Below are 22170 nucleotides of genomic sequence, written 5' to 3'. Positions count from 1 at the left end.
GCCTCCGTAAGCCTTAATTTATACGGCGTATAAATTTCAAACCGATGATGTTCAAGCCAAACGTGGTCAGGATTGGTTGGTCACCCATTCCGAGAAGGCGGCCACGGCCTCCGTCGCAACGGCGTTATGTGGCTGAACAAGAAAGTATCCGTAGTCGGGCAGTTCAATATCGGACAACCGGAACAGCCGTTGCGCCTCCAAATCAGCCGACACGAGGTCATCCATCAAGGCGATGCCCTGCCCGTCGATGACGGCTTGCACCCGGACATTGGGGTCAGGAACGATCAATACATCCTGCCGCGATTGCTGGGGCAGATGTGCCGCGGTCAGCCAATCGGACCAAGCGTTGCTGTCATCACGATCTCTTAGCAAGATGAGTTGTGATATGGAGGCATCTATTCCCGATTCTGCAACCATTCGGGCCGCTGAGGCATTCCCAACGGGATAGGGCGACATCGGCATGAAGCGGGTTACATTGCCGTGACCGAACTCACCGTTTCCCCATCTAATCGCCAGATCAACATCCTGCATCTCGTGATCAGAGAATTCGATCATCGGTTGAATGCGCAACTGCACATCCGGGTGGCGTTGCATGAACGTCATCAGGCGAGGAGATAGCCAGCGCGCCGCGAAATAGGTGGACACGCCAACGGTCAGAGACCGTGAGATTTTCCCCTTCAATGTCAGGATACCGGATTCAATTTCTTCATACCTGGATTGGCAAGTCACCAGCAGCTTTAGCCCGTCATTCGTAAGCGTGACGCCGCGCGTCGTGCGCCGAAACAAGGCCATTCCTAAGTCTGTCTCAAGCGTCTTTATCTGATAGCTGATCGCGCCTTTGGTCATGTTCAGGGCCGTGGCAGCATCCGAGAAACTGGAATATCGGGCAATCTCGGCAAACAGCCGCAGAAGGTCATGATGATGAAAGTGACGAGGCATACCCTCGTTGTATAAGAAATTTGAACGCTGAGACCAGAAAATTTCGATTTCCAATCACGCAACATTGCCCATTCTAAATCCGATACTGAAGAGCAGGAGTAACGCGTTTGGGTTCCTTGAACGCAACAAAGGATACACCGCAACCTGCAGAGCGCCGCAGCCGATCCCGTCGCAGTCGGTCGTCGTGTCGAGGCACACTTGCGGCCAGCGCTCCGTTTGCGAAGCGAAAGATACCTGCATACGCGTTGCTGAGCGATGCGGCTTTGGCGCGGATCGAAGAACAGTCGGACTGGATTCTGGGCAAGATCGGGATCGATTTTCGAGGCGACCACGCGGCGTTAGAGATGTTTGCCGAGTCAGGTGCTCACGTCGAAGGTGAGCGTGTTCGGTTTGACCCGGGACATGCGCGCGACCTTTGCGCCACAGCACCGTCCGAGTTCAAACTGCACGGTCGGGACCCGACCAGCACCGTTACCCTCGGTGGCGACAATATTGTCCTGATGCCGGGATACGGGTCACCCTTTGTCAGCGATCTGACCAATGGTCGTCGGTACGCGACGCTCGAAGACTTCCGGAACTTTATCAAACTCACATACAGCTCCTCTGCCCTACATCATTCCGGCGGAACCGTAGTTGAGCCGACAGACATTCCCGTGAACAAGCGGCATCTGGAAATGGTGTTGGCCCATCTCACCCTATCGACTAAGCCCTTTATGGGATCGGTCACCGCGCCAGACCGCGCGCAGGACAGCATCGACATGGCGCGATTGGTCTTTGGGGGCGACATCATGGAATACAACGCCGTGATGCAGGCCAATATCAACGTCAACTCTCCACTGGTTTTCGATGACACCATGTCGTCCGCGCTGCGCATCTATGCCGAAGCAAACCAATGCGTGTGTATCTCTCCGGCGATCTTTGCAGGTGCCATGGGGCCGCTTTCACCCGCAGCAGTGGTCGCGCAGACACTGGCCGAAGCCATGGTCGGTATCGCCCTGGCGCAGCTTGTCCGGCCCGGTTGCCCGGTTGTCATGGGGTCCTTTCACTCCAGCATGAACCTCCGCACGGGCGCTCTGACCTTCGGATCGGCAGAGGCGAACATGGTCACCATGGCGTTGTCGCAATTGGGACGCAGACTTGGTGTTCCGGTGCGCTCGGGCGGCGGACAAATCACCGCGTCCAACGCCCCGGACGGACAAGCGATGCAGGACAGTACGGGGGCCATGTGGTCCACACTTCTATCCGGCGCGCATCAGGTCTGGCATGCGGCGGGCTGGCTCGAAGGTGGATTGGTCATGTCCTACGAGAAGTTCATCATGGACGTAGATCACTGCGGCGCGATGCTGAAACTTTTGCAGGGTTTTGACGTCGACGACGAGGCTTTCGGTCGAGATGCCTATCTCGAAACCGGCCCGGGTAAGAATTTCCTCTCCACCAGCCACACGCTGCGTCACTACAAATCGGCGAATTTTGAACCGCAAATCCCGGATGCCGGCCCCTTCGAGACCTGGACGGAAAACGGCGCGTTCACATCAGACCAACGCGCTACGGCGCGGTGGCGCCAAATGCTTGACGATTATCAACAGCCCGAAATGAACCCCGGCACAAAAGCCGCGCTTGAAGACTTCGTGTCTGAACGCAAGGCAAGCATGCCGGACGAATGGTACTAAAAAGGAAGCCCCATGACCGAAGAGCTTAGCCGCACATCCGCCCTTGCATCGCGCCATACCGCGCTTGGCTCTGGGTTGGAGGACTGGAACGGCATGGGTACGGCCTGGACCTATAACTCCGATTCCAATGATGAGCACGATTAACTCCGATTCCAATGATGAGCACGATGCGGTCCGTGAACGAGCCGGTATGTTCGACATGTCTCCCCTGAAGAAAGTGTTCGTGCGCGGCCCCGAAGCCCAAGCGGTACTGGACCATCTGACCACGCGCGATCTGACCAAAGTTGGACCGGGTAAGGCTGCATACCTCTGTGTTCTGACCGATGGAGGCGGGATCGCTGACGATGCGATCGTGTCGAACAATGGTGGCAATGAATGGATGATCGTGCACGGCTCCGGCGACACCATGGCGCTGCTGGAAGCCTCGGCGGCAGGGCGTGACGTTCAGATCGACTTTACTGACGATCTGCATGACCTTTCGGTGCAGGGTCCTGCCTCCTTGGAGATCCTGAACGCCCACACAGATATCGACTTGGCAGAGTTGGACTATTTCGAACACGCACTGGCGAAGCTTTTTGGCTATCCGTGCCGCATCTCACGCACAGGTTATTCCGGCGAACGCGGTTACGAGTTTTTTTGCAGATGGGGCAGTGATTACGGATATCTGGGACAAGCTCTCGCAACAGGGAGTCATGCCCTGTTCCTTTACCGCTTTGGACAAGGTGCGTATCGAAGCCGGGCTGCTGTTTTACGGCTATGACATGACCGAAGAACACACCCCATGGGAGGTTGGCTTAGGCTTTACCGTCAGCACAACCAAGGCTGACTATCGCGGAAAAGCGGCCGTCTTGGCGGCAAAGGGGGCCTAAAAAATAAACAATGTTTGCTTGGAAATCGACCACACCAACATGGTTGTTGGCGGTGAAACGCTTTTGTGGGGTGGCAAAACTGTCGGCGTGATCAACAGCCCCTGCTACTCACACCGGCTGGAGAAATCCCTAGCCTTTGCGCATGTTGTTCCAGAACTGTTCGTTGGAACGACGCTCTCCATCGCAGGCGAGGGCCTAAACACAAAAGCAAAGATCGCAAACTACCCCATCTACGATCCAACGAAGCTACGAACGCACGAATAAGGAGATCGTTGCGGGTTTCTGTAAAACTGTGGGCGGCCCAAAGCGGACTTCAACGTTCCAAATATGATGCCGCGGTGCAGTCGGCCAAAGCCGTCTTTGGTGTGACGCGTAGCATTTCAGCACCTCGATTGATGTTAACCCAACTAAAAAAGGCCCTAAGCCATTCTGACGGTGCAGCTGCGCAGCATATGAAGTGCGAACCTTGGATTTTCAAACACCCAGCGTCAAAGATGTTCATATCTTTACGTCGTTAGCCTTCTCGGCAACGATCTCGAGTATTCTGTTTCGCTGAATCTTTCCCGACGGCCCTTTTGGAAGTTCCGGCAAGATATGAACTTCGTCGGGGGACTTGAAACGACCCAATTGAGCTTCACAAAGTCTCGAAAGGCCCAGCGACGTCACTTGGGACCCTTCACGAATTTTGACCGCTGCCTCGACGGTTTCGCCATAGCTTTTGCAGGGACGCGCAAATGCGGCGGCTTCAACAACATCGGGATGCGAATAAAGTGCTTCGTCAATCTCACGGGGCGCAATGTTTTCGCCGCCTTTTATTATCAACTCCTTCAATCGGCCGGTGACAAAAACATAACCGTCCTTGTCCATGCGGGCGAGATCACCGGTTCGCAACCATCCGTCAGACGTAAACGTGCCCCTGGTTGCGTTTTGGTCGTTGAGGTACTCCAGCATTACATTTGGTCCGCGAATAACCAGTTCGCCTTCTGTTCCGTGTGGAACAGGTCGCAGGTCGGCATCAACAATTGCCGCTTCGTTCCCGTATGGGATGCCGGGAGAGCCTATCTTGCGAACGGCTGGTGGCAATGGGTTGGACAGAATTTGCGCTGCTGTTTCCGTGAGACCCATAGTTTCCACGATGGGGATTTCGAACCGGTCTTCAAAGGCCCGCTGCACGTCCGGTGCCAACGCTGACGACGCAGAACGACCGAAACGCACGCGTTGGCGAGTAGGCGTATCTGGTTTTGTATCCGAATGCAGCAAGTGAGAAATGATGGTTGGTACAACCGAAAACCAAGTCGCTTCAGCCTTACCCAAATTGTCCCAGAACCGGCTGGCCGAAAATCGTTCGCACATAGCCAAAGACCCGCCTGAGACAAGCGTTCCCATAACTGTAACGCACAGCCCGTTGATATGATAAATCGGTAAAACGCAAAACCCGCGATCGGCCTCGGATAACTCATGAGCGACCATAGTCGTCCAGCCGCCTGCCAGCAGGCTGGAATGTGTGTGAATCACGCCCTTTGGACGCCCCGTCGTTCCCGAGGTGTACATCAACAGCGCATGGCTATCGGACGAGATACTGTGCAAGTTACCGCCAACATCGGCAGCGTCTTCAACTTGCAATGCGGTGATTCTGACGGGTTCGGTTGTGCGCTCGAAGAGTTCCGTTTGTCCGGGATGCACAAAGCCATAGCGTGCACCACTGTGTTCCAGTGCATAGGCCACGGCGCTGTCACCTGCGACAAGGTTAATCATCGTCGCCCGGAACCCGCCATACAGGACGCCGAAAAGGATCTCTAGCGCTTCACGGCAGTTAGGGTACAGGATCGCGACGCTTTCTCCTTTCTCCACACCCATGCCGGTTAACATAACTGCGATGCGGTGGGCCGTTTCGCGCAACTCACTCCAACTCAGCTCCGGTACCCCATCCGGGAAAACAAAACCGGTTCCTCCCTGGCTTGCCCTGTAGTCTAACCAGTCACGAACAGTTCCCTTGGGCGGATCCATCATTGTCTGGCCTCCGACCAGTAGTCACCGAAGATCTCTTCCAGTTCGGGTTCACGCGGGGATGTTTCCCGAACGACCTTGGTGGTCTGCACGAAATGCCGCCAATGCAGGTTGGTGTCGATGGAATTGCCACCCCAGCTACCGCAGCCCATCGAGAGGGAAAAAGGCATTCCATTGGTGAAACTGCCGCCAGTGGCAAAGGTGTGCGGCTGATTTACGATGACCCGGCAGGTTGGCAAACCATGACCCAATCCAATCGCACGCTCGTCGTCGCCAGTATGTATGCCAACCGAATGCCCGGCCCCCTGATGCACCAAAATCCGAGACGCTATGGCTTTGGCCGCCTCAAAATCTGCCGCACGATAGAGAGCCAGGACCCGACTGAGCTTTTCGCCTGACAAAGGATGATCCGGGCCGATTCCGTCTGTCTCCACCGCCAGATATCTAGTCCCCTCAGGTACTTTGCCCGCCATCCCCAAGGCTTCGAGCATTTTTTCGGCGTCCTGGGCTATGACTGAACGGTTGAGATGGCCATCAGGCCAAAGTCGCGCCACGATATCACTTGCCTCAGAGGACGGCACCAAAGCGCCGCCCTCGGCAGCCATTGCGGCTACGAACTTGTCATAGACTGCGTCCACTACGACCAGCGCGTTCTCGGAAGAACAAGAAGTCGCGTTGTCGAAACATTTTGATGCCGTGATTTTAGCTGCCGCTGCCTGCAAATCAGCGGTCTCGTCCACAATTACAATCACATTGCCAGCGCCAACCGCAACGGCCGGCGTGCCACAGGATTGCGCACGTTGGACATTGTTCTGGCTGCCAGTGCAAATCACGCGATCGACAGTTTCCATCAACCGTTGTGTCTTGGCCTTGGATCCGGGCGCGGGGATCATCTGAACCAAATTGCGGTCCAGCCCCAGCTTGTCGAATTCGGAATGGATGTAATCAACCAACATTTCGCAGGACGCCACGCCTTTGGGCGACGGAGCCACCACGATAGAATTACCGCCTTTGAGCGCATTGATGATGTTGTTCGCGGGCGTTGCGGCAGGGTTGGTCGAGGGTACAACCGCGCCGATCACGCCGATTGGGCGCGCAATTTCGGTAATACCTGTTTTCGGGTCATCACTGATGATGCCGTGGGTTTTCACGTCGGCAATGTCGCGCAGCAGGCCGAGTGTCTTCCGGTGGTTCTTGGTGATTTTGTCCGGCACGTTGCCCAGACCGGTGGTTTCAACCGCAGTTTCCGCCAGTGTCCGATTGCGCGTTGGTTCCATGATGGCCCATCCCGCAGCCAGTGCCGCTTTGTCGTAAAGCAACTGACTTCCACCAGCTTCGAAATCCCTCTGCGCCTTGCGCGCCTGAGCAACGATACGATCTACCTCGGCTAATTCCGGCGAAATCCCGTCCTGAGCGTTCATTTTGGTCCTCGATATGTTGTTCGGGGCGGAACAGCTCCGCCCCGCTGCGTCCGTCCGGATTAGAGGCCGGCCAGCAACTCGTTCAGTGTCTGCTGACGCTGCGCCCACATCTCGATCACTTCGTCACGTGTCATGATGTGCATAGGTGAACCGCCGGCCTCCATCTTTTTGGCAACGCGGGAATTGGCAAACATCTCGGGCACTGTTGCCGAGAGTTTCTCGATAACCTCGGGTGGAGTGCCTTTGGGCACCATCACGCCTCGGAAATTGACCGACGAGTTGTCGACGTCCAACCCCTGTTCCATCATTGTCGGCACGTCGGGCAGGAATGCGTTACGCTCAAGATCGGCGACACCCAGTATTTTGACGTTGCCCGCTTCTTGCGCTCGGAACGCATCTGACAGGTTGTTGATACCTCCCATGACTTCACCTGCGATCACGGCTTTCATGGCTGCGGCCCCGCCGCCTTTGGTCGGGATGTAGGCCATCTTGGTTCCAGCGGCTTTGTCGATCTGCAAGGCTGCAATGTGGTGACCCACAAATAGGCCCGCGCCGGAAACGGTCAGCTTGCCGGGGTTTTCCTTGGCAAAGGCGACAACATCCTCCATCGAGTTAAACTCACTGTCCGCGCCAACGACAAATACAGCCGGATCAGCGCCCCAGTTCGCGATGGGTTCAAAGCTGTCGGTCGAGTATTCCACCCCACCTTTGATCGACTGAGCGATAAAATGGGGAACGTTGTAGGCTGCCAGAGTGTAGCCATCCGGATCAGCCTGGGTGGCAAACCAGTTCCAGCCCACACGGCCACCTGCTCCGGGTTTGTTGATAATGGCAATGGGCATTCCCAGCGCGTCCTCGTTTCCGGACGTCATGGTGACAATGCGCGCCTGAAAGTCGGTCGCGCCTCCCGCGCCGTAGCTGACCATCATCATGATCGGCCGTTCGGGGTATTCCTCAGCTACTGAGGCTCCTGTCAGGCTCATGAAGGCCAATGCGGCCCCTGCAATCATTCGTTTCATTTGCGTTTCCTCCCTAATTTAGTTCTCCGCGCCCTGCGCGGTTAGAACAGAATTTCCTTTGGTGTGTAGACGTTCAGAAGCATGGCGAAGAGCCCGTACATCACTGCCAAAAAGACTGCCGTGATGACGCCGCGCTTAACCCAGGTTTTGGTTTCGGAATGTGGGGCTGGATCATAAATCGACAGCAGAACGAAAAATGCGATGGCCGTCGCTGTGTAGAAGCCCAGCGACTTGGCCGCCCAGAACACGTAGATCAGTGTAATGATCAAACCCGGCAACATGTTCAGGAACATCGTGCGTGTTACGCCATTCCCGACCTTGGACAAGCCCATTACCGCTTTGCCAAATGTCCATCCGGCCAGAACCACGAAAACTGATGCGATTAGACGCGGGAACAGGAATGCCTCAGCCGGTTGCTGGGTATAGCTGACCCAGGTCACCCATAGACCCACGGCAAAGACCAGACCCGACCCGAATACGTGTTGCGAGCGGTTCATGCCTGCGCCTCCTCTTTCGTGGTGTAGCGACGGTGGCGCAGTTCCATCCAGACTGAGTAAGCGATTGAGGCCAGCACCACTGCAATCAGCAACAGGTTCAGTCCACCGGTCAGGAAATACGAAGCCTTGCCGACAGTTGCGTCGGCGATCATCCCGCCTTGAATGAAGTTGGCTTCGGCGATTGGCCCAAGGATTAACCCCAACACCAGTGGTGCGGCTGAAAAACCAAAGCGCTCTAGGAAGAACATGCCGATACCAAGACAGGCCATGACATAAACATCGCCCATCGAACCCTGCACCGAATAGGCCCCGAAGACCGACAGTGCCAGAACGATGGCTGCCATAACTGATTGCGGGACTTGGGCTACACGCGCTGCGAGACCGGCGACATAGAGGCCAAAGATGCACATCAAGACCTGCCCGATCAGCATCGAGTTAATGAAAGTCCAAGCCACGTCGGGATGGTTGTCAAACAGATCCGAACCTGGGAAAATCCCATGGATCAGCAATCCGCCCAGTAGAACGGCAGCGGTTGGGCTACCCGGGATCGACAGGGTCAGCAGCGGCACCAAAGATGGGCCTACCATCGCATTATTGGCCGATTCCGCGGCGATTACGCCTTCGGAATGTCCTGTGCCGAACTTGTCTTTTTCAGACGAGAACTTTTTGGTCTGGTCATAAGCGACGAGCCCGGCGATCTGCCCTCCGACGCCGGGGATCAGGCCGATGATCGAGCCGGTCAGCGTTCCGATGCTCAACGCGCGTGTGCGGCTAAAGAGTTCGCGGAAGGCTTCGAGGATAGAATGCCGTTGCACCTCGATGACTTCGGCACCGGTGTTGTGGCGACCCTTTGCGAACATTGTCAGCACCTGCGGGATCGCGAACAGGCCAATCAGCGCGGCAATGATATTGATCCCGCCGCCCAACGCAGGGTGAAAGATGAAGCGCTGCGCGCCCATGATGTCATCAAACCCGATTGTGGCCAGCCACAACCCGATACAGCCTGAGAGCAGACCTTTAACCACCGAGGCGGAATCCAGCGTCCCGATTACTGTTACGCCCAAAATAGCCAGCCAGAACAGATGTGACGGCCCGAAAGCCAAAGCCCATTTCGCCAGCACCGGGGTTAGAAAGATCAGTAAAAGCACGCCAAAAATGCCACCTACGGCCGAAGCCAGAAACGACAATTGCAGCGCCCGCGCACCCTGACCCTGTTTGGCCATGGTATGCCCGTCCAAGGTCGTTGCGATATTTGCTGGCGCACCGGGGATCTTGAGCAAGATGGCGCTGACTGCACCACCTGCGACTGTTGAAGTGTAGGCGGCTCCCAGCAGGATCAGGCCCTGCGCCGCCTCCAGCTGGAAGGTAAAAGGGATTAATAGTGCAACTGCCATTGTTGGCGACAAGCCCGGCGTCGCGCCCAGGATAAGCCCCCCAATCGTGCCGCCCAAAAGCAGCATAAAGGACAGCGGCGTGAATACGTCTCCGAAGTAATAAATGAAGTCCATTCAGGGCCTCCCAACCCATCGGTTCACACTTTTACTTTTGTTGACAAATCAGGGTAGGCAATGAAAATAGTATTGCAAATGTTTTCATAAATTCGATCAAGTGAGAGAATATTATGTCTAACTTTCAGAAGGATAAGGTGGACATTGTAGCGGTTGCAAAGGCCGCAAAAGTATCACCGTCAACAGTGTCGCGCACGTTCAATCACCCGAATTTGGTCAACCCCGCGACTCGGAAAAAGATCAATCGGGCGGTGCAAAGGTTGGGTTATATCCGAAACCGTGCCGCACAGACGATGCATGGCAAACGTTCCGGCACCATCGGCCTGGTCGTCCCCACGATCAACCACGCCATTTTTGCCGAAGTGATTCAGGCCTTCTCGGACTCAATCGACAACGCCGGGTTTAGCCTGCTGCTGGCGTCGCATGGATATGACCTCGATCGGGAATACGCGATGGTCCGCAAGTTTCTTGAACATCGTGTCGACGGAGTAGCGCTGGTTGGATTGGAACATTCCGACGCCACCGCCCGACTGATCGAACAGCAGAAAATACCCGCGCTCGCTATATGGAATTTTTCGGAAGAATCCATCCTTCCGTGTGTGGGGGCCGACAATCGGCTGGCCGGGCGTCTTGCGACGGAACATCTACTGGGCTTGGGGCACCGTGACATTGGGCTGATATTTCCCCAAACCAATGGTAATGACCGCGCCCAACATCGGATATCTGCAGTGCATGCTGCGCTTAACGAAATGGGTATTTCCGTTCCGAGTGAACATGAGTCTGAAGCCCCGTATAGTGTGTCGCAAGCTAAGCAAGCAGCCCTGACCCTCTTATCGAAGCACTCTCGTCCAACGGCGCTGCTTTGCGGAAATGACGTCATTGCACAGGGAGCATTGTTCGCAGCCCAAAGTCTTGGATTGAAGGTCCCCGATGACCTGTCGATTATCGGCATCGGAGATTTCAAAGGATCAGCGGATGTTGAGCCGGGCCTCACAACCATTCGCATCCCGGCAGAAAATATCGGCAAACTCGCTGGCGAGAGGTTCACCGACTACATTACGTCAGAACATCCAGAACCTTTTAAAATCTGTTGCGAACTCGAGTGTGTCGTTAGAGGAACGACAAGCCCGGTGTCAGTATATTAACCTACTTGGACAGATTATTTCGCCAACTGAAATTGTTAGGCTCAGGAGCCATTGAATTCCGTTTGGCTGCGTGATTCACGGGTCGAAAAGCGAGCGGTGAACAAATCTGATCTATTCTGGTTGAGCGACGCGCAGATGGAGCGGCTTGCACCTTTCTTTCCGAAGTCCCATGGCAAGCCCCGGGTTGACGATAAGCGTGTGCTGAGCGGGATTATATTCATCAATCGCAATAGGTTAAGATGGAGTGACGCACCCAAAGAATACGGGCCGTACAAGACATTGTACAATCGTTGGAAGCGATGGAGCGATAAGGGTATCTTTGCTGAAATGTTGATTGGTTTGGCCGCAGATCACGGTGAAAAGAATACAGTCATGATCGACGCAACCTACCTCAAAGCCCATCGCGCGGCGTCGAGCCTTGCGGTGAAAAAGGGGGACGTAGCCGTCTGGTCGGGCGGACAAAGGGCGGGATGAACACCTAGCTTCACGCGATCTGTGACAGCACTGGATGACCGTCGAACTTCTTCATAACCGCCGGTCAGTTCATTACATCGGCGCTCGAACTCTCGTTTCCAGTATACCAAAGGTCGATTGGCTGCTGGGTGATCGAGGCTATGACGCTGATTGGTTCAGGGAAGCATTGAAAGACAAAGGGATACGCGCCTGTATCCCCGGTCGAAAGCAACGCGAGACGGCAGTTCGATACGACAAGCGACGATACAAACGACGTAACCGGATCGAGATCTTGTTCGGCAGGCTGAAGGACTGGCGTCGAGTTGCAACAGGATGCGACAGATGCCCGAAGGCCTTCCTGTCCGCAATCGCGCTCGCCGCACTCGTTATCTATTGGCTATGAGTCCTGAGCCTAGTTGGCCGCTTGAGTTTCCACCACAAACTTCCGAAACATGTTTTTATCTGATCAATCGACTAAATACGGCATGATGTTGCCACCGCATACCATGTCTATCAGCACAGTGTAGCTCAAACCCGGAATGTGCTGCAGATTCACGGGTTTTCCCCTTGGCGCTAGGGTAAATTCATCCCATGTCGGCGACACATTATTTGAAGGAGACCCCCTATGTCGCGTCTATTGTTAATTGTTGCCATCGCCGTCATTGGCGGAGGGGCATACTATTTCGCCACAAAACCTGAACCAACACCGGCCGAACAGCTTCAATCGGCTGCCGAGGACGCATCCGACGCTGTTGGCGAGGCAGCCACAGCCATTCAAGAGGCTGCGAGCGATGCGGTTGAAGCGGCGACCGAGCAAGCGTCTGAGGCCGCATCTTCGGTTGCAGATCAGGCAAGTGAAGCGGCGTCATCTGTCGCAGAACAAGCCAGCGATGCAGCTTCCGACGCCGGAGAGCAAGTTGCTGCGCTCACGGCGCAGGGGCAAGAGCTGTTTAATTCCTGGGTTCAAGAGGGGATGCTGACTGCACAGAATTTTGACTATGACGCCATGGTCACATCGATCCAGGACAGCACTCTAACTGAGGATATTAAATCCAAAGCTCTTACGATTCTCGACGATATTAAAGCATCGCCCGAGCTGATCGTCGCCAAGATACAAGACCTGCGCAACTTGCTGACGCAGTAGCGCGGCACTTTGAACCAGCCCGGTTGGGGCTGGTTCAGCTAAGCTTGGGCACTTTGATTTCCTTAGTGTTGCGATCGTGCAAAGTAATACAACAAACCCACGAATGCTTGGTTCTGCAACACTGGGAAATACAATTTTAGATGTTTGTCAAAGTGTTACGTTGAAGTAGTTTCCACATTGTGTTGAACTTCCTTTCCAAAAGGATTGTTAAATGATCGCTCTGCCCGACTCCATGATTGCCATTGTTCAAACACATGACGGCTATTCCGGTACTGCCACCGGACCCACTTTGGAAAAGGCATCGGATTGGTTGGCCGAAGCTAATCTGCCCTTGCCCGTTCCCGGGCCGGGTCAGGTGTTGATCAGATTGCGAACTGCCTCGGTTAACCCATCTGATATCCATTTTATCAAAGGCGAATACGGTCAGCCTCGGGTCAAAGGTGCTGCTGCGGGTTTCGAAGGATGTGGAGACGTTGTAGCCACAGGAGCCGGCGCCGAGGCCCTGCAGGATCAGCGGGTGGCGTTTGTTGCAGCAGGCTCAGGTGCATGGGCCGAATATGTCGTTACGCAAGCTCAGATGTGCATCCCTTTGCGGCCCGATATCTCAGACGAAGACGGTGCTGCGCAAATTGTTAACCCTCTGACAGCTATGGCGATGGTGGATATCGCGAAGAATGCAGGTGAGGCCTTTGTAGTTTCCGCAGCAACCAGCCAACTCGGAAAATTGATGTGCAGCCTTGGGCGGGACCTTGGGTTGAAACCAATCGCGTTGGTGCGACGAGCTGAGACGGTTGACCCGCTAAAGGCCCTCGGCGCTGCAGAGGTGGTGGTGACTGGTAGCGCTGATGCAGCCACGCAGTTCGCGACTATCAGCAAAACCCTAAAACCTCGTGTGTTCCTTGATGCCGTTGCGGACCAACTGTCCGAGCAAGTGTTTTGTGCCATGCCCAATGGCGCGCGCTGGGTGTGTTACGGCAAGCTCAGCTCTGAATTGCCAAAGCTGACCCAGATGGGACAGTTGATCTTTATGAGCAAACGGATCGAAGGGTTTTGGCTGACCCGCTGGATGATGGACACTCCCCCGGCTGATCAAATGCGCGTTGTTGGCGAAGTACAGGCGCGATTTGCGGACGGACGCTGGCACACAGATGTTTCCGCAAGGCTTTCGTTGCGTGAAGTGCTGCCAAATCTGGCAGACGCTCTAAAAAAGAGTGACGGCAAGGTAATTATCACGCCATAGTAGAACAAAGCGCCGGACATAACCGGCTGAGGGAGGGTGAGATTGGATAACGCACAGCTGCTGATCAGCGGGCTGGCGAATGGCTGCGTTTACGGCCTGATCGCTCTGGGCTTTGTTCTGATTTACAAAGCGACCGAGGCGGTGAATTTCGCGCAGGGCGATTTCATGATGCTGGGTGCGTTTGTCACTATCGGCCTTACGAATACTGAATATATGGGTCTGCCCTTCTGGCTGGCATTGCCAATCTCGCTGATGATTATGGGGGCGTTGGGATATCTGATTGATCGGCTGATCATCCGTCGCCTGTTTGGTGAAAGTCAGACCGCGGTCGTGATCCTGACCATCGCTTTGGGCTTTGTGATCCGGTTTGCCGCCGGTCTGATCTGGGGGCACGAGCCACAAACGCTGCAGAATCCTCTGGCCGGGAAGGAAATCCGGTTTGGTGGACTGGTTCTAGGCATGGAAGATGTAGCCGTTATCGTCGTCACTATCCTACTCACCTGGGGCCTTTATGTGTTTTTCAGCAAGACCAAGTTGGGGCTTGCCATGCAGGGTGCGTCTCAGAACCAGTTGGCAGCCTATTATATGGGTATCCCGGTCAAGCGCGTTCAGGGGTTTATCTGGGCCTTGGCAGGTGTCGTTGCCGGAATCGCCGGAATATTGTTCGCCGCCAAAGGCTCGGTTGATCCCACGACCGGATTGCTGGGAATCAAAGCCTTTGCGGCCGCAGTGATCGGAGGGTTCGGCAGCCTTCCGGGTGCATTGGCCGGAGGGCTGATTGTCGGAGTGATCGAACCCTTTGCCAGCCGCTATGTCGCCGCCGGATACAGCCAGATCGCACCATATGCGCTCTTGCTGGCGGTGCTGATCTTTCGACCGCACGGGCTGTTCAGCCAGGTGCGGGTCAAGAAAGTCTGAGCGCCATGCGGATCGTGTTCAAAACCGACTATATGCAAGACATCCGCCCCTGGAAGGATGGCTATCAACTCAGCCTCTATCTTATCCTTTTGGCAATCGTTACCGCTGCGCCCTGGTGGCTGGATGATTTCTATCTGGGTGAACTGACCAATGTGCTGATCTGGGCAATAGCAGGGCTCGGCCTGATGATCCTGACCGGTCACACTGGACAAGCCAGCCTCGGCCACGCCGCATTTCTGGCCGTCGGATGCTATGCAAATGTTGTGCTCATAGAAGCGGGCGTACCTTTTCTACTGGCTTTCCCGGTGGCGGGCTTGTTGACCGGTATCGTTGGTGCAACGGTTGCCATCCCTGCCCTGCGTCTGCACGGCATCTATCTTGCGATTTTTACTTTGGCCCTGTCTGTGCTCATGGACGACATCATCGTTCTGGCCGAACCCATCACCGGAGGTGTCGCGGGTAAATATCTGGGTGGTGTCGAGATCTTTGGACATCTGGTCGATCGTTGGGCCACCCCGGCCCCGTTCTTCTGGCTGGTGCTGGCCGTCGCCGTTGTCGTGACACTGGGCTATATCAACCTATTGCGCGCGCCCTTGGGCCGCAGCTTCATCGCCGTACGAGATTCTGAGGTCTCAGCGCAGGCGATGGGCGTGGATATCGCGCGCACAAAGACGATCTCGTTCGCCCTGTCTTGTGCAGTTACTGGGTTGGCAGGCGCACTGATGGGAATGTTTGCGGGGGCGTTCAACAACGAGACTTTCAGTGTCGTCATTTCGATCCAATTGCTGATGATGATCGTGATCGGCGGATTGGGTTCTATCCATGGCGCGTTTCTGGGTGCAATCGTGATCGGTTTCCTGCCGCAGTTCCTGTCGATCTCGAAGGAATATGCAGCTGCCCTATTTGGCGGCAACACCGTTGCCATTCCGGGCTTGGAGTTCGGCATCTTCGGCATGATCCTGATCGGCTTCATCCTGTTCGAACCGATGGGCCTCTATGGCCGATGGCTGAAAATCCGGACGTGGTTCGAGCTGTTCCCCTTCTACCGCAAGGACATGTTCAAACGACAAAAATCGTATCTCAAGACGGAGCGTCTGAGATGAACTTGCTGGAGTTTGAAAGCGTCACACTGAAATTCGGCGGTCTCACCGCAGTCGATAATCTGTCATTTGATGTTCAGGAGGGCGAAGTTTTTGCCATCGTTGGTCCGAACGGGGCTGGCAAATCTACAGTCTTCAATCTGATCTCCCGGTTTTACGATCCTTACGCAGGGGCGATCCGGTTCAATGGGCACGACTTGCTGCGCGTGAAACCTTCGGCCGTAGCGGCCTATGGTGTGGCACGTACATTCCAGAACATTGAACTGTTCGAACACGCGACCGTTCTACAGAACCTTCTGGTCGGGCGCCACCGGCACCGCAAAACCAACCTGTTCTCGGAAATTCTGTTTACGCCCGCTGCGCGCAAGCAAGAGATTGAAAACCGTGAAAAGGTAGAAGAGATCATCGACTTCCTCGATCTTCAGGCTTTCCGCGACAAGATGATCTCGGGCCTACCTTATGGTGTGCGTAAGGTGGTCGAGGTTGCACGCGCGCTGGCCACCGATCCGAAACTGCTGCTGCTGGATGAACCCGCCTCGGGCCTGTCGGTTGAAGAGACCACCGATATGCGCTGGTGGATCGATGATATCCGACGGCAGATGGGGGTCACCGTGCTGATGGTGGAACATGACATGGGACTGGTCTCGGGCGTTTCCGACCGGGTGCTGGCGATGGCTGACGGAGCGAAACTTGCGCTAGGAACCCCTGCTGAGGTTCAATCGCATCCAGCCGTGGTCGAGGCTTATCTAGGGAAAGCCTCATGAATGAGCCAATTCTCAGAATCCGCAATATCGAAAGCTTCTATGGCCCGATCATGGCCATTCGCGGTGTCTCGCTGGATGTGCGTCCGGGGCAGATCGTCTCGATCCTTGGTGCGAATGGTGCAGGCAAGACGACACTAATGAAAACCGTCTCGGGCGTGATGGACCCCGAGAAGGGAACCATTACTTTCGACGGCCTGCAGATACAGGGATCGGAACCGCACAAGGTCGTACAGCAAGGCATTGTCCATGTGCCAGAGGGGCGTGAGGTTTTTCCGCTACTGACCGTCGATGAGAATCTGAGCCTTGGCGCGTATACCCTGTCAGACAAAGGTCAGATCGATCACGACCGCGATCTGGTCTTTTCCTACTTTCCCGTTCTGAAAGAACGCCGGGGTCAAGAGGCCGGCACCTTGTCTGGTGGACAGCAGCAGATGCTGGCAATCGGGCGCGGTTTGATGGCCAACCCCCGTATCATGCTGCTGGACGAGCCCTCGCTGGGCCTGTCACCGTTGTTGGTGCAAGAGATTTTTGGCATCCTCAAGCGCCTCAATGACGAGCAGAAAATGACGATGATGCTGGTTGAACAGAACGCCAATGCCGCCTTGGAACTTGCCCATCATGGCTATGTTATGGAGATCGGGCGGATCGTCATGGATGGTGCCGCCGATGTATTGCTGCAATCCGAAGACATCCAGAACTTCTATTTGGGCGTTCAGGAAGAAGGCGCGCGCGAAAACCGCCGCTGGAAACGCAAGAAGACGTGGAGGTGAGCCGGATGGACGCGAACCCCCTACCCCCTCAGATCACGATCAACGGTGTGCAGTTCAACGCGACGCCCGGGCAGCGCCCGCTGCGGGTTGATGGTTGCGTGACGATTTGCGAGCTGTTCCAAAAACGTTGTGCCGAGTTGGGATCACGCACAGCGCATCGTGAAAAGGATTTCGGCATCTGGAAATCCTATCCATGGGCCGACTACTGGCAGCACGCCAGATGGATCGGGCTGGCCCTGCGCAAGTTGGGCCTGCAACGTGGCGAAGTTGTGTCAATCCTGTCCGAAGACCGTAAGGAATGGGCATGGTTCGATATGGGCATCCAATGCGTCGGAGGGATTGCTTCGGGCGTCTACACAACGGACTCTGCCAACCAGCTGAAATATTTGATCAACGACAGTGGCAGCCGGTTTCTGATCGTTGAAGACGAAGAGCAGTTGGACAAGTTCCTCGAGGTGGAAGAGGACCTACCTGATCTGCTTAAGGTCATTATCCTTGAAGACGAAGGCCTGCACGATCTCGACCATCCGCGTTGCATGATGATTGGGGACTTGTACTCTCTGGGACGGCACGCTGAGGCCGAAGAACCTGGCGCATTCGAGGCAGAGATCGCTGCGGCCTCGCCACAAGACACTGCCTTGCTCATCTATACATCGGGCACCACCGGCAATCCTAAGGGCGCCATGCTAAGCCATGAAAACATCATGGCGGCGATCGAGGCCGGGGCGCATTCCCTGCCTTCTCAGTCGACCGACGAACAGCTGTGTTTTCTACCGCTCTGTCATATCCTCGAGCGCGATGTGTCGATCTATTACCCACTGGCGATGAAAAGCACAGTGAATTTCGCCGAAAGCCCCGAAACGGTATTCGCCAACCTGCAAGAAGTCTCTCCCGCCACCTTTACCGCCGTTCCACGCGTGTGGGAGAAAATCTACTCGCAGGTCATGTTCATGGCAAAAGAAGCCACGCCGACCGGGCGTTTCGCCTTTGTGCAGGCGCTCAAGGCGGGCACGGCGCGGGCTGATTACATCCTTACGGGCAAGCCCGTGCCCTCGCCGGTCGCAATGCGGTTCTGGTTCTGGGATCGGCTAGTACTGCGCAACCTGCGCCGGATGCTGGGCCTAGACCGGCTTCGTCGGGGTGGTTCTGGTGCAGCGCCGATCTCTCCTGATCTGCTTAGATGGTATTGGGCCATCGGCGTACCAATTGTCGAAGGGTTCGGGATGACCGAGACTGCCGGCATAGCGGCGTTGAACACGCTTGGGGTCAACAAGATCGGCACCATTGGAATGCCAGTGCCCGGCAACGACATGCGTATTTCGGATGATGGGGAAATTCAGGTTAAAGGTCTGAACATTTTTCAGGGCTACTGGCGCAACAATGCCAAAACGGCTGAAAGCTTCACTTGCGACGGCTGGCTGCGCACCGGGGATATGGGGCATATCGACGAGGATGGCTTTGTCACCATCACAGGTCGCCTCAAGGACATCATCATCACTGCGGGCGGCAAGAACATCACGCCCGCCGAGATCGAGAGTGGATTGAAGTTCAGTCAGTACATCTCGGACGCGGTAATCATCGGGGACAGGCGTAAGTATTTAACTGCGCTGATCATGATCGATCAGGAGAATGTCGAGAAATTCGCGCAAGAGCGTAAGATCCCCTTCTCGAATTTTGCATCCCTCTGTGCGGCATCGGAAGTCACCGAACTAATTGGCGCAGAGATCAAAGCCGTAAACAAAGAGTTTGCACGAGTCGAACAGATCAAGGATTTTCGTTTGATCGATGTGTTGCTGACTGCAGAGGATGAAGAGCTGACTGCGACGATGAAACTCAAGCGTGGTCTTGTGGAAAAGAAACACGCACATCTCATTGAAGATATGTACAATTAGTTAAGGGACGACCCAACAGGGAGGAGAAATATGAAACAACTGATTAAAGGGTTTGCTGCAGCCACGGCATTAACTGCATCCGCCACAATAGGCTGGGCGCAAACCCAGGGTGTGAGCGATGATGAGATCGTCATTGGCTCTGTTAACGACCTCAGTGGCATCTTCGCTGCCGTGGGCGTCCCGGCCACCAAGGGCGCGAATGTGGTCTTTGATCGGGTCAACGCTGAGGGCGGCGTTCACGGGCGTCAGATTCGCTTTGTGGTCGAGGATAACGGCTATCAAATGCCGCGCGCGATGCAGGGCTATAACAAGCTTCTGAACCGCGACAAGGTGTTTGCCATGTTGCAGTCGCTGGGCACACCGATGAATGTTGCCGGGTTCAAACTGCTGGACCCGAAAGGTATTCCCAACGTCGCTCCTCTGACCGCCGCGCGGCAGATGCTGCAAGAGCCGATGAAGAACAAGTTCACGTCGTTCTCGACCTATTACGACCAGGCGCGGATTGGAGTGAAATATCTAAACGGTGAATTCGGATCGCAAACCGTCTGCACAATGTATCTACCCACCGATTTCGGCGAGGAAATCCTAGAAGGCAGCAAAGCCGGAGCTGAAGAAGCTGGTATTTCGTTTGGTGCAGAGACCACCCATAAGCCTGACGAGACGGACTTCGTCGGTTCCCTGAGCAAGCTTAAGGAAGAGGGTTGCGATATCGTCACGATGGCCCTCGGCGTACGTCAGGCGATCACCGTTGTTGGAACGGCCAAAAAGATGGGCCTGACCGACATGAAATTCCTCGGAACCTCGGCCAGCTTCTTGACCGTGGTCGCACAGGTGCCCGGTGGCGTCACGGACGGATTTTATGCCGCGGCGTCTTGGCTGGACCTCTGGGCACGCGCGGAAGAACCTGCCCCGGCGGCGTTTATCGCGGAATACAAAGCGGCCACAGGTGAAGATCCTGTCGGTTTCTCAATGCTTGGCTATTCAGCCGCCGAAATGATGGTCAAAGCGCTTGAGGCTGCAGGGCCTGATCTGACCCACGAAAGTTTCATCGCCGCAATGGAATCTCTGGATTACATGGATGAACTGGTCGGCAACCAGATCACCTATGGGCCGGATGACCATCAGGGTGCTGATACTGTCTTTGTCAACGTCGTTGAGAATGGTGCTTGGAAACTGGTTTACGAAGAATAAACCCACCAAAGAAAAAGGGCTCGCAGCTGCGAGCCCTTTCCAATTCGGTATCCGTAGCGATTAACGCTTCGAGAACTGGAACGAACGACGCGCTTTGCGCTTACCGTATTTCTTACGTTCCACAACGCGGCTGTCGCGGGTCAGGAAGCCAGCGGCTTTCAGAGCACCACGCAGGTTCGGATCGTACAGCTGCAGCGCTTTCGAGATGCCGTGCTTGACCGCACCGGCCTGCCCCGTCAGGCCACCGCCTTTGACGGTTGCAACAACATCGAACTCACCTTCAACACCAGCAACCTGGAACGGCTGGCGCAGGATCAGCTGCAGAACGGGACGTGCAAAATACTTGTCCTGATCTTTGCCGTTCACGGTGACCTTGCCGGAACCCGGCTTGATCCAAACGCGGGCAACGGCGTCTTTACGCTTGCCGGTGGCATAGGAGCGGCCCAGCTCGTCACGTACGGGTTCACGCACGATGACTTCTTCGGCCACGGTTTCAACGCCTGCGACGGCGCTCAGCTCTTCGAGAGTATTGATCTGATCAGCCATCGGTCATTAGCTCCGGGTGTTTTTCTTGTTCATGGATGCAACATCCAGAACTTCGGGCGCTTGCGCCTCATGAGGATGCTCGGCACCGGCGTAAACGCGCAGATTGGTCATCTGCTGGCGTGCCAGACGGTTGCCCGGCAGCATGCGCTTGACCGCTTGGGTCACGACGCGCTCGGGGTGTGCCCCTTCGAGGATCTGCTGCTTGGTGCGCGACTTGATGCCGCCCGGGTGGCCAGTGTGCCAGTAGAAGTTTTCTTCGCGCTTCTTGCCGGTCATCTGGATTTTGTCAGCGTTGATCACGATGACATTGTCGCCCATGTCCATGTTGGGTGTGAACGACGCTTTGTGCTTGCCACGCAGGCGCATGGCGACGATCGAGGCAAGACGGCCCAGAACAACGCCCTCGGCGTCGATCAGGATCCATTTCTTGTCGATGTCTGCAGGTGTTGCAGAAAAGGTTTTCATGGCAGGATAGTCCTGTTTGATGTGAAAGACCGCCCCAAGCGGAGCGGCCCGAATTCGATGGATGGGGTTTAGACCTACTCGTGATGCAGGTCAATACACGTAAGGTAGAATAAATAACGCAATAACAGAGACTTACAAAATAGGTATTATTTTACCCCAATGACTTATCCGCCAATCTATCTAAATCTATAAGGTGCGCAACTGTAACCCGCTCATAAAAACCAACCAGTCCCGGGAGGCTACCATGCAAGAACTAAACAATGTAATTGCCGCTTATGGTGCGGCCTGGCAGGAAACGAACCCGAATAGACGACTGAAACTGCTTGATCAGTGTTTTGCTGGCAATGGCAGCTATGTCGATCCTACCGCTGCGGTAACTGGAAGAGATCAGCTATCCGAACATATCGGAGAAGTCCTGAAAGATACGCAAGGCCGCGTTGAACTGACAAGCGCCCCCACCTCACATCATGACGTCGTCCACTTCACCTGGCATATGGTTTCACCCGATGGTTCGATCATGGTTGCGGGACATGATTTCATCCGCCTCGATGCCAACGGCAAGATCGGGCATCTGGCCGGTTTTTTTGGCGACCCTTCCCCGTTGAATTAAAA

21 protein-coding genes and 2 pseudogenes are annotated in these 22170 nt (G+C 55.3%); 15 read left to right on the top strand and 8 right to left on the bottom strand.

The features are described from left to right. Nucleotides 1-66: 66 nt before the first annotated feature. Nucleotides 67-939 carry a LysR substrate-binding domain-containing protein gene (locus tag ACR0JR_RS02390; RefSeq protein ID WP_480454873.1) on the bottom strand — a complete coding sequence of 291 codons (873 nt, stop codon included), beginning with the start codon at nt 937-939 and terminating at the stop codon, nt 67-69. Between the two features lie 107 nt (nt 940-1046). Between ACR0JR_RS02390 and ACR0JR_RS02385 the strand changes: the two genes are divergently transcribed. The 4 genes and pseudogenes from ACR0JR_RS02385 (at nt 1047) to ACR0JR_RS02370 (ending at nt 3742) form a co-directional block, all read left to right on the top strand. Beyond that, nucleotides 1047-2609: a trimethylamine methyltransferase family protein gene (locus tag ACR0JR_RS02385; protein WP_480454871.1), complete on the top strand. Its 1563-nt coding sequence runs from the start codon at nt 1047-1049 to the stop codon at nt 2607-2609. A 12-nt stretch (nt 2610-2621) separates the two neighbouring features. Then, nucleotides 2622-2753 (top strand): hypothetical protein, encoded by a 132-nt coding sequence (locus tag ACR0JR_RS02380; protein WP_480454870.1) that lies wholly within the window; start codon nt 2622-2624, stop codon nt 2751-2753. Further along, nucleotides 2737-3478: pseudogene (locus ACR0JR_RS02375) on the top strand (hypothetical protein). Before ACR0JR_RS02380 ends, ACR0JR_RS02375 begins: the two are co-directional and overlap by 17 nt. Nucleotides 3479-3496: 18 nt before the next feature. Then, entirely contained in the window at nt 3497-3742 is a 246-nt protein-coding gene (locus ACR0JR_RS02370; protein WP_480454869.1) for a glycine cleavage T C-terminal barrel domain-containing protein, read from the top strand. A gap of 234 nt (nt 3743-3976) precedes the next feature. Here the strand turns inward: ACR0JR_RS02370 and ACR0JR_RS02365 are convergent, their stop codons facing one another. Genes ACR0JR_RS02365 through ACR0JR_RS02345 form a run of 5 tightly spaced genes read right to left on the bottom strand, consistent with a single transcriptional unit; the run spans nt 3977 to nt 9930 of the window. Further along, entirely contained in the window at nt 3977-5488 is a 1512-nt protein-coding gene (locus ACR0JR_RS02365; protein ID WP_480454868.1) for a class I adenylate-forming enzyme family protein, read from the bottom strand. Then, nucleotides 5485-6906: an acylating sulfoacetaldehyde dehydrogenase gene (gene sauS, locus ACR0JR_RS02360; protein WP_480454867.1), complete on the bottom strand. Its 1422-nt coding sequence runs from the start codon at nt 6904-6906 to the stop codon at nt 5485-5487. The genes ACR0JR_RS02365 and sauS overlap by 4 nt, the downstream gene beginning before the upstream one ends. A gap of 59 nt (nt 6907-6965) precedes the next feature. Next, nucleotides 6966-7925: a tripartite tricarboxylate transporter substrate binding protein gene (locus ACR0JR_RS02355; protein ID WP_170778627.1), complete on the bottom strand. Its 960-nt coding sequence runs from the start codon at nt 7923-7925 to the stop codon at nt 6966-6968. 41 nt (nt 7926-7966) lie between these two features. Further along, nucleotides 7967-8422 (bottom strand): tripartite tricarboxylate transporter TctB family protein, encoded by a 456-nt coding sequence (locus ACR0JR_RS02350; RefSeq protein ID WP_480454866.1) that lies wholly within the window; start codon nt 8420-8422, stop codon nt 7967-7969. Next, entirely contained in the window at nt 8419-9930 is a 1512-nt protein-coding gene (locus ACR0JR_RS02345; RefSeq protein WP_170470135.1) for a tripartite tricarboxylate transporter permease, read from the bottom strand. The genes ACR0JR_RS02350 and ACR0JR_RS02345 overlap by 4 nt, the downstream gene beginning before the upstream one ends. Before the next feature lie 113 nt (nt 9931-10043). Here ACR0JR_RS02345 and ACR0JR_RS02340 point away from each other — a divergent pair, with 113 nt between their 5' ends. The 10 genes and pseudogenes from ACR0JR_RS02340 to ACR0JR_RS02295 all read left to right on the top strand — a co-directional run bounded on the left by ACR0JR_RS02340 (nt 10044) and on the right by ACR0JR_RS02295 (nt 20547). After that, nucleotides 10044-11075 (top strand): LacI family DNA-binding transcriptional regulator, encoded by a 1032-nt coding sequence (locus ACR0JR_RS02340; protein WP_480454865.1) that lies wholly within the window; start codon nt 10044-10046, stop codon nt 11073-11075. 135 nt (nt 11076-11210) lie between these two features. After that, a pseudogene (locus tag ACR0JR_RS02335) lies at nt 11211-11931 on the top strand (IS5 family transposase). A gap of 222 nt (nt 11932-12153) precedes the next feature. Further along, a complete protein-coding gene (locus ACR0JR_RS02330) occupies nt 12154-12672 on the top strand; it encodes a hypothetical protein (RefSeq protein WP_010440046.1) in 519 nt (172 codons plus the stop codon). Nucleotides 12673-12883: 211 nt separating this feature from the next. Next, entirely contained in the window at nt 12884-13912 is a 1029-nt protein-coding gene (locus tag ACR0JR_RS02325) for an alcohol dehydrogenase catalytic domain-containing protein (RefSeq protein WP_480454864.1), read from the top strand. A gap of 42 nt (nt 13913-13954) precedes the next feature. Next, nucleotides 13955-14830 (top strand): branched-chain amino acid ABC transporter permease, encoded by an 876-nt coding sequence (locus ACR0JR_RS02320; protein ID WP_010440044.1) that lies wholly within the window; start codon nt 13955-13957, stop codon nt 14828-14830. Between the two features lie 5 nt (nt 14831-14835). Then, nucleotides 14836-15933, top strand: a complete 1098-nt coding sequence (locus tag ACR0JR_RS02315; RefSeq protein ID WP_480454863.1) for a branched-chain amino acid ABC transporter permease — start codon at nt 14836-14838, stop codon at nt 15931-15933. Next, the gene (locus tag ACR0JR_RS02310; RefSeq protein ID WP_480454862.1) at nt 15930-16694 is read left to right on the top strand and encodes an ABC transporter ATP-binding protein; all 765 of its coding nucleotides are present in this window, start codon (nt 15930-15932) and stop codon (nt 16692-16694) included. The genes ACR0JR_RS02315 and ACR0JR_RS02310 overlap by 4 nt, the downstream gene beginning before the upstream one ends. Then, complete coding sequence (locus ACR0JR_RS02305) at nt 16691-17464, top strand: ABC transporter ATP-binding protein (protein WP_480454861.1); 774 nt, start codon at nt 16691-16693, stop codon at nt 17462-17464. The genes ACR0JR_RS02310 and ACR0JR_RS02305 overlap by 4 nt, the downstream gene beginning before the upstream one ends. Nucleotides 17465-17469: 5 nt before the next feature. Next, entirely contained in the window at nt 17470-19356 is a 1887-nt protein-coding gene (locus ACR0JR_RS02300; protein ID WP_480454860.1) for an AMP-dependent synthetase/ligase, read from the top strand. Between the two features lie 30 nt (nt 19357-19386). Continuing rightward, complete coding sequence (locus tag ACR0JR_RS02295; RefSeq protein ID WP_480454859.1) at nt 19387-20547, top strand: ABC transporter substrate-binding protein; 1161 nt, start codon at nt 19387-19389, stop codon at nt 20545-20547. A 60-nt stretch (nt 20548-20607) separates the two neighbouring features. Here the strand turns inward: ACR0JR_RS02295 and rpsI are convergent, their stop codons facing one another. Both rpsI and rplM read right to left on the bottom strand, forming a co-directional pair. After that, nucleotides 20608-21093 carry a 30S ribosomal protein S9 gene (rpsI, locus tag ACR0JR_RS02290; protein WP_010440030.1) on the bottom strand — a complete coding sequence of 162 codons (486 nt, stop codon included), beginning with the start codon at nt 21091-21093 and terminating at the stop codon, nt 20608-20610. Between the two features lie 6 nt (nt 21094-21099). Continuing rightward, nucleotides 21100-21558, bottom strand: coding sequence for a 50S ribosomal protein L13 (gene rplM, locus ACR0JR_RS02285; RefSeq protein WP_010440027.1), 459 nt, complete (start codon nt 21556-21558; stop codon nt 21100-21102). Nucleotides 21559-21802: 244 nt separating this feature from the next. Between rplM and ACR0JR_RS02280 the strand changes: the two genes are divergently transcribed. After that, nucleotides 21803-22168 carry a nuclear transport factor 2 family protein gene (locus ACR0JR_RS02280; RefSeq protein WP_480454858.1) on the top strand — a complete coding sequence of 122 codons (366 nt, stop codon included), beginning with the start codon at nt 21803-21805 and terminating at the stop codon, nt 22166-22168. The last annotated feature ends 2 nt before the right edge of the window (nt 22169-22170 follow it).

The organism is Ruegeria sp. AA3 (assembly GCF_056542905.1).
The sequence above is the reverse complement of the archived record's forward strand: the minus strand, read 5'-3'. Positions and strand labels throughout refer to the sequence as shown.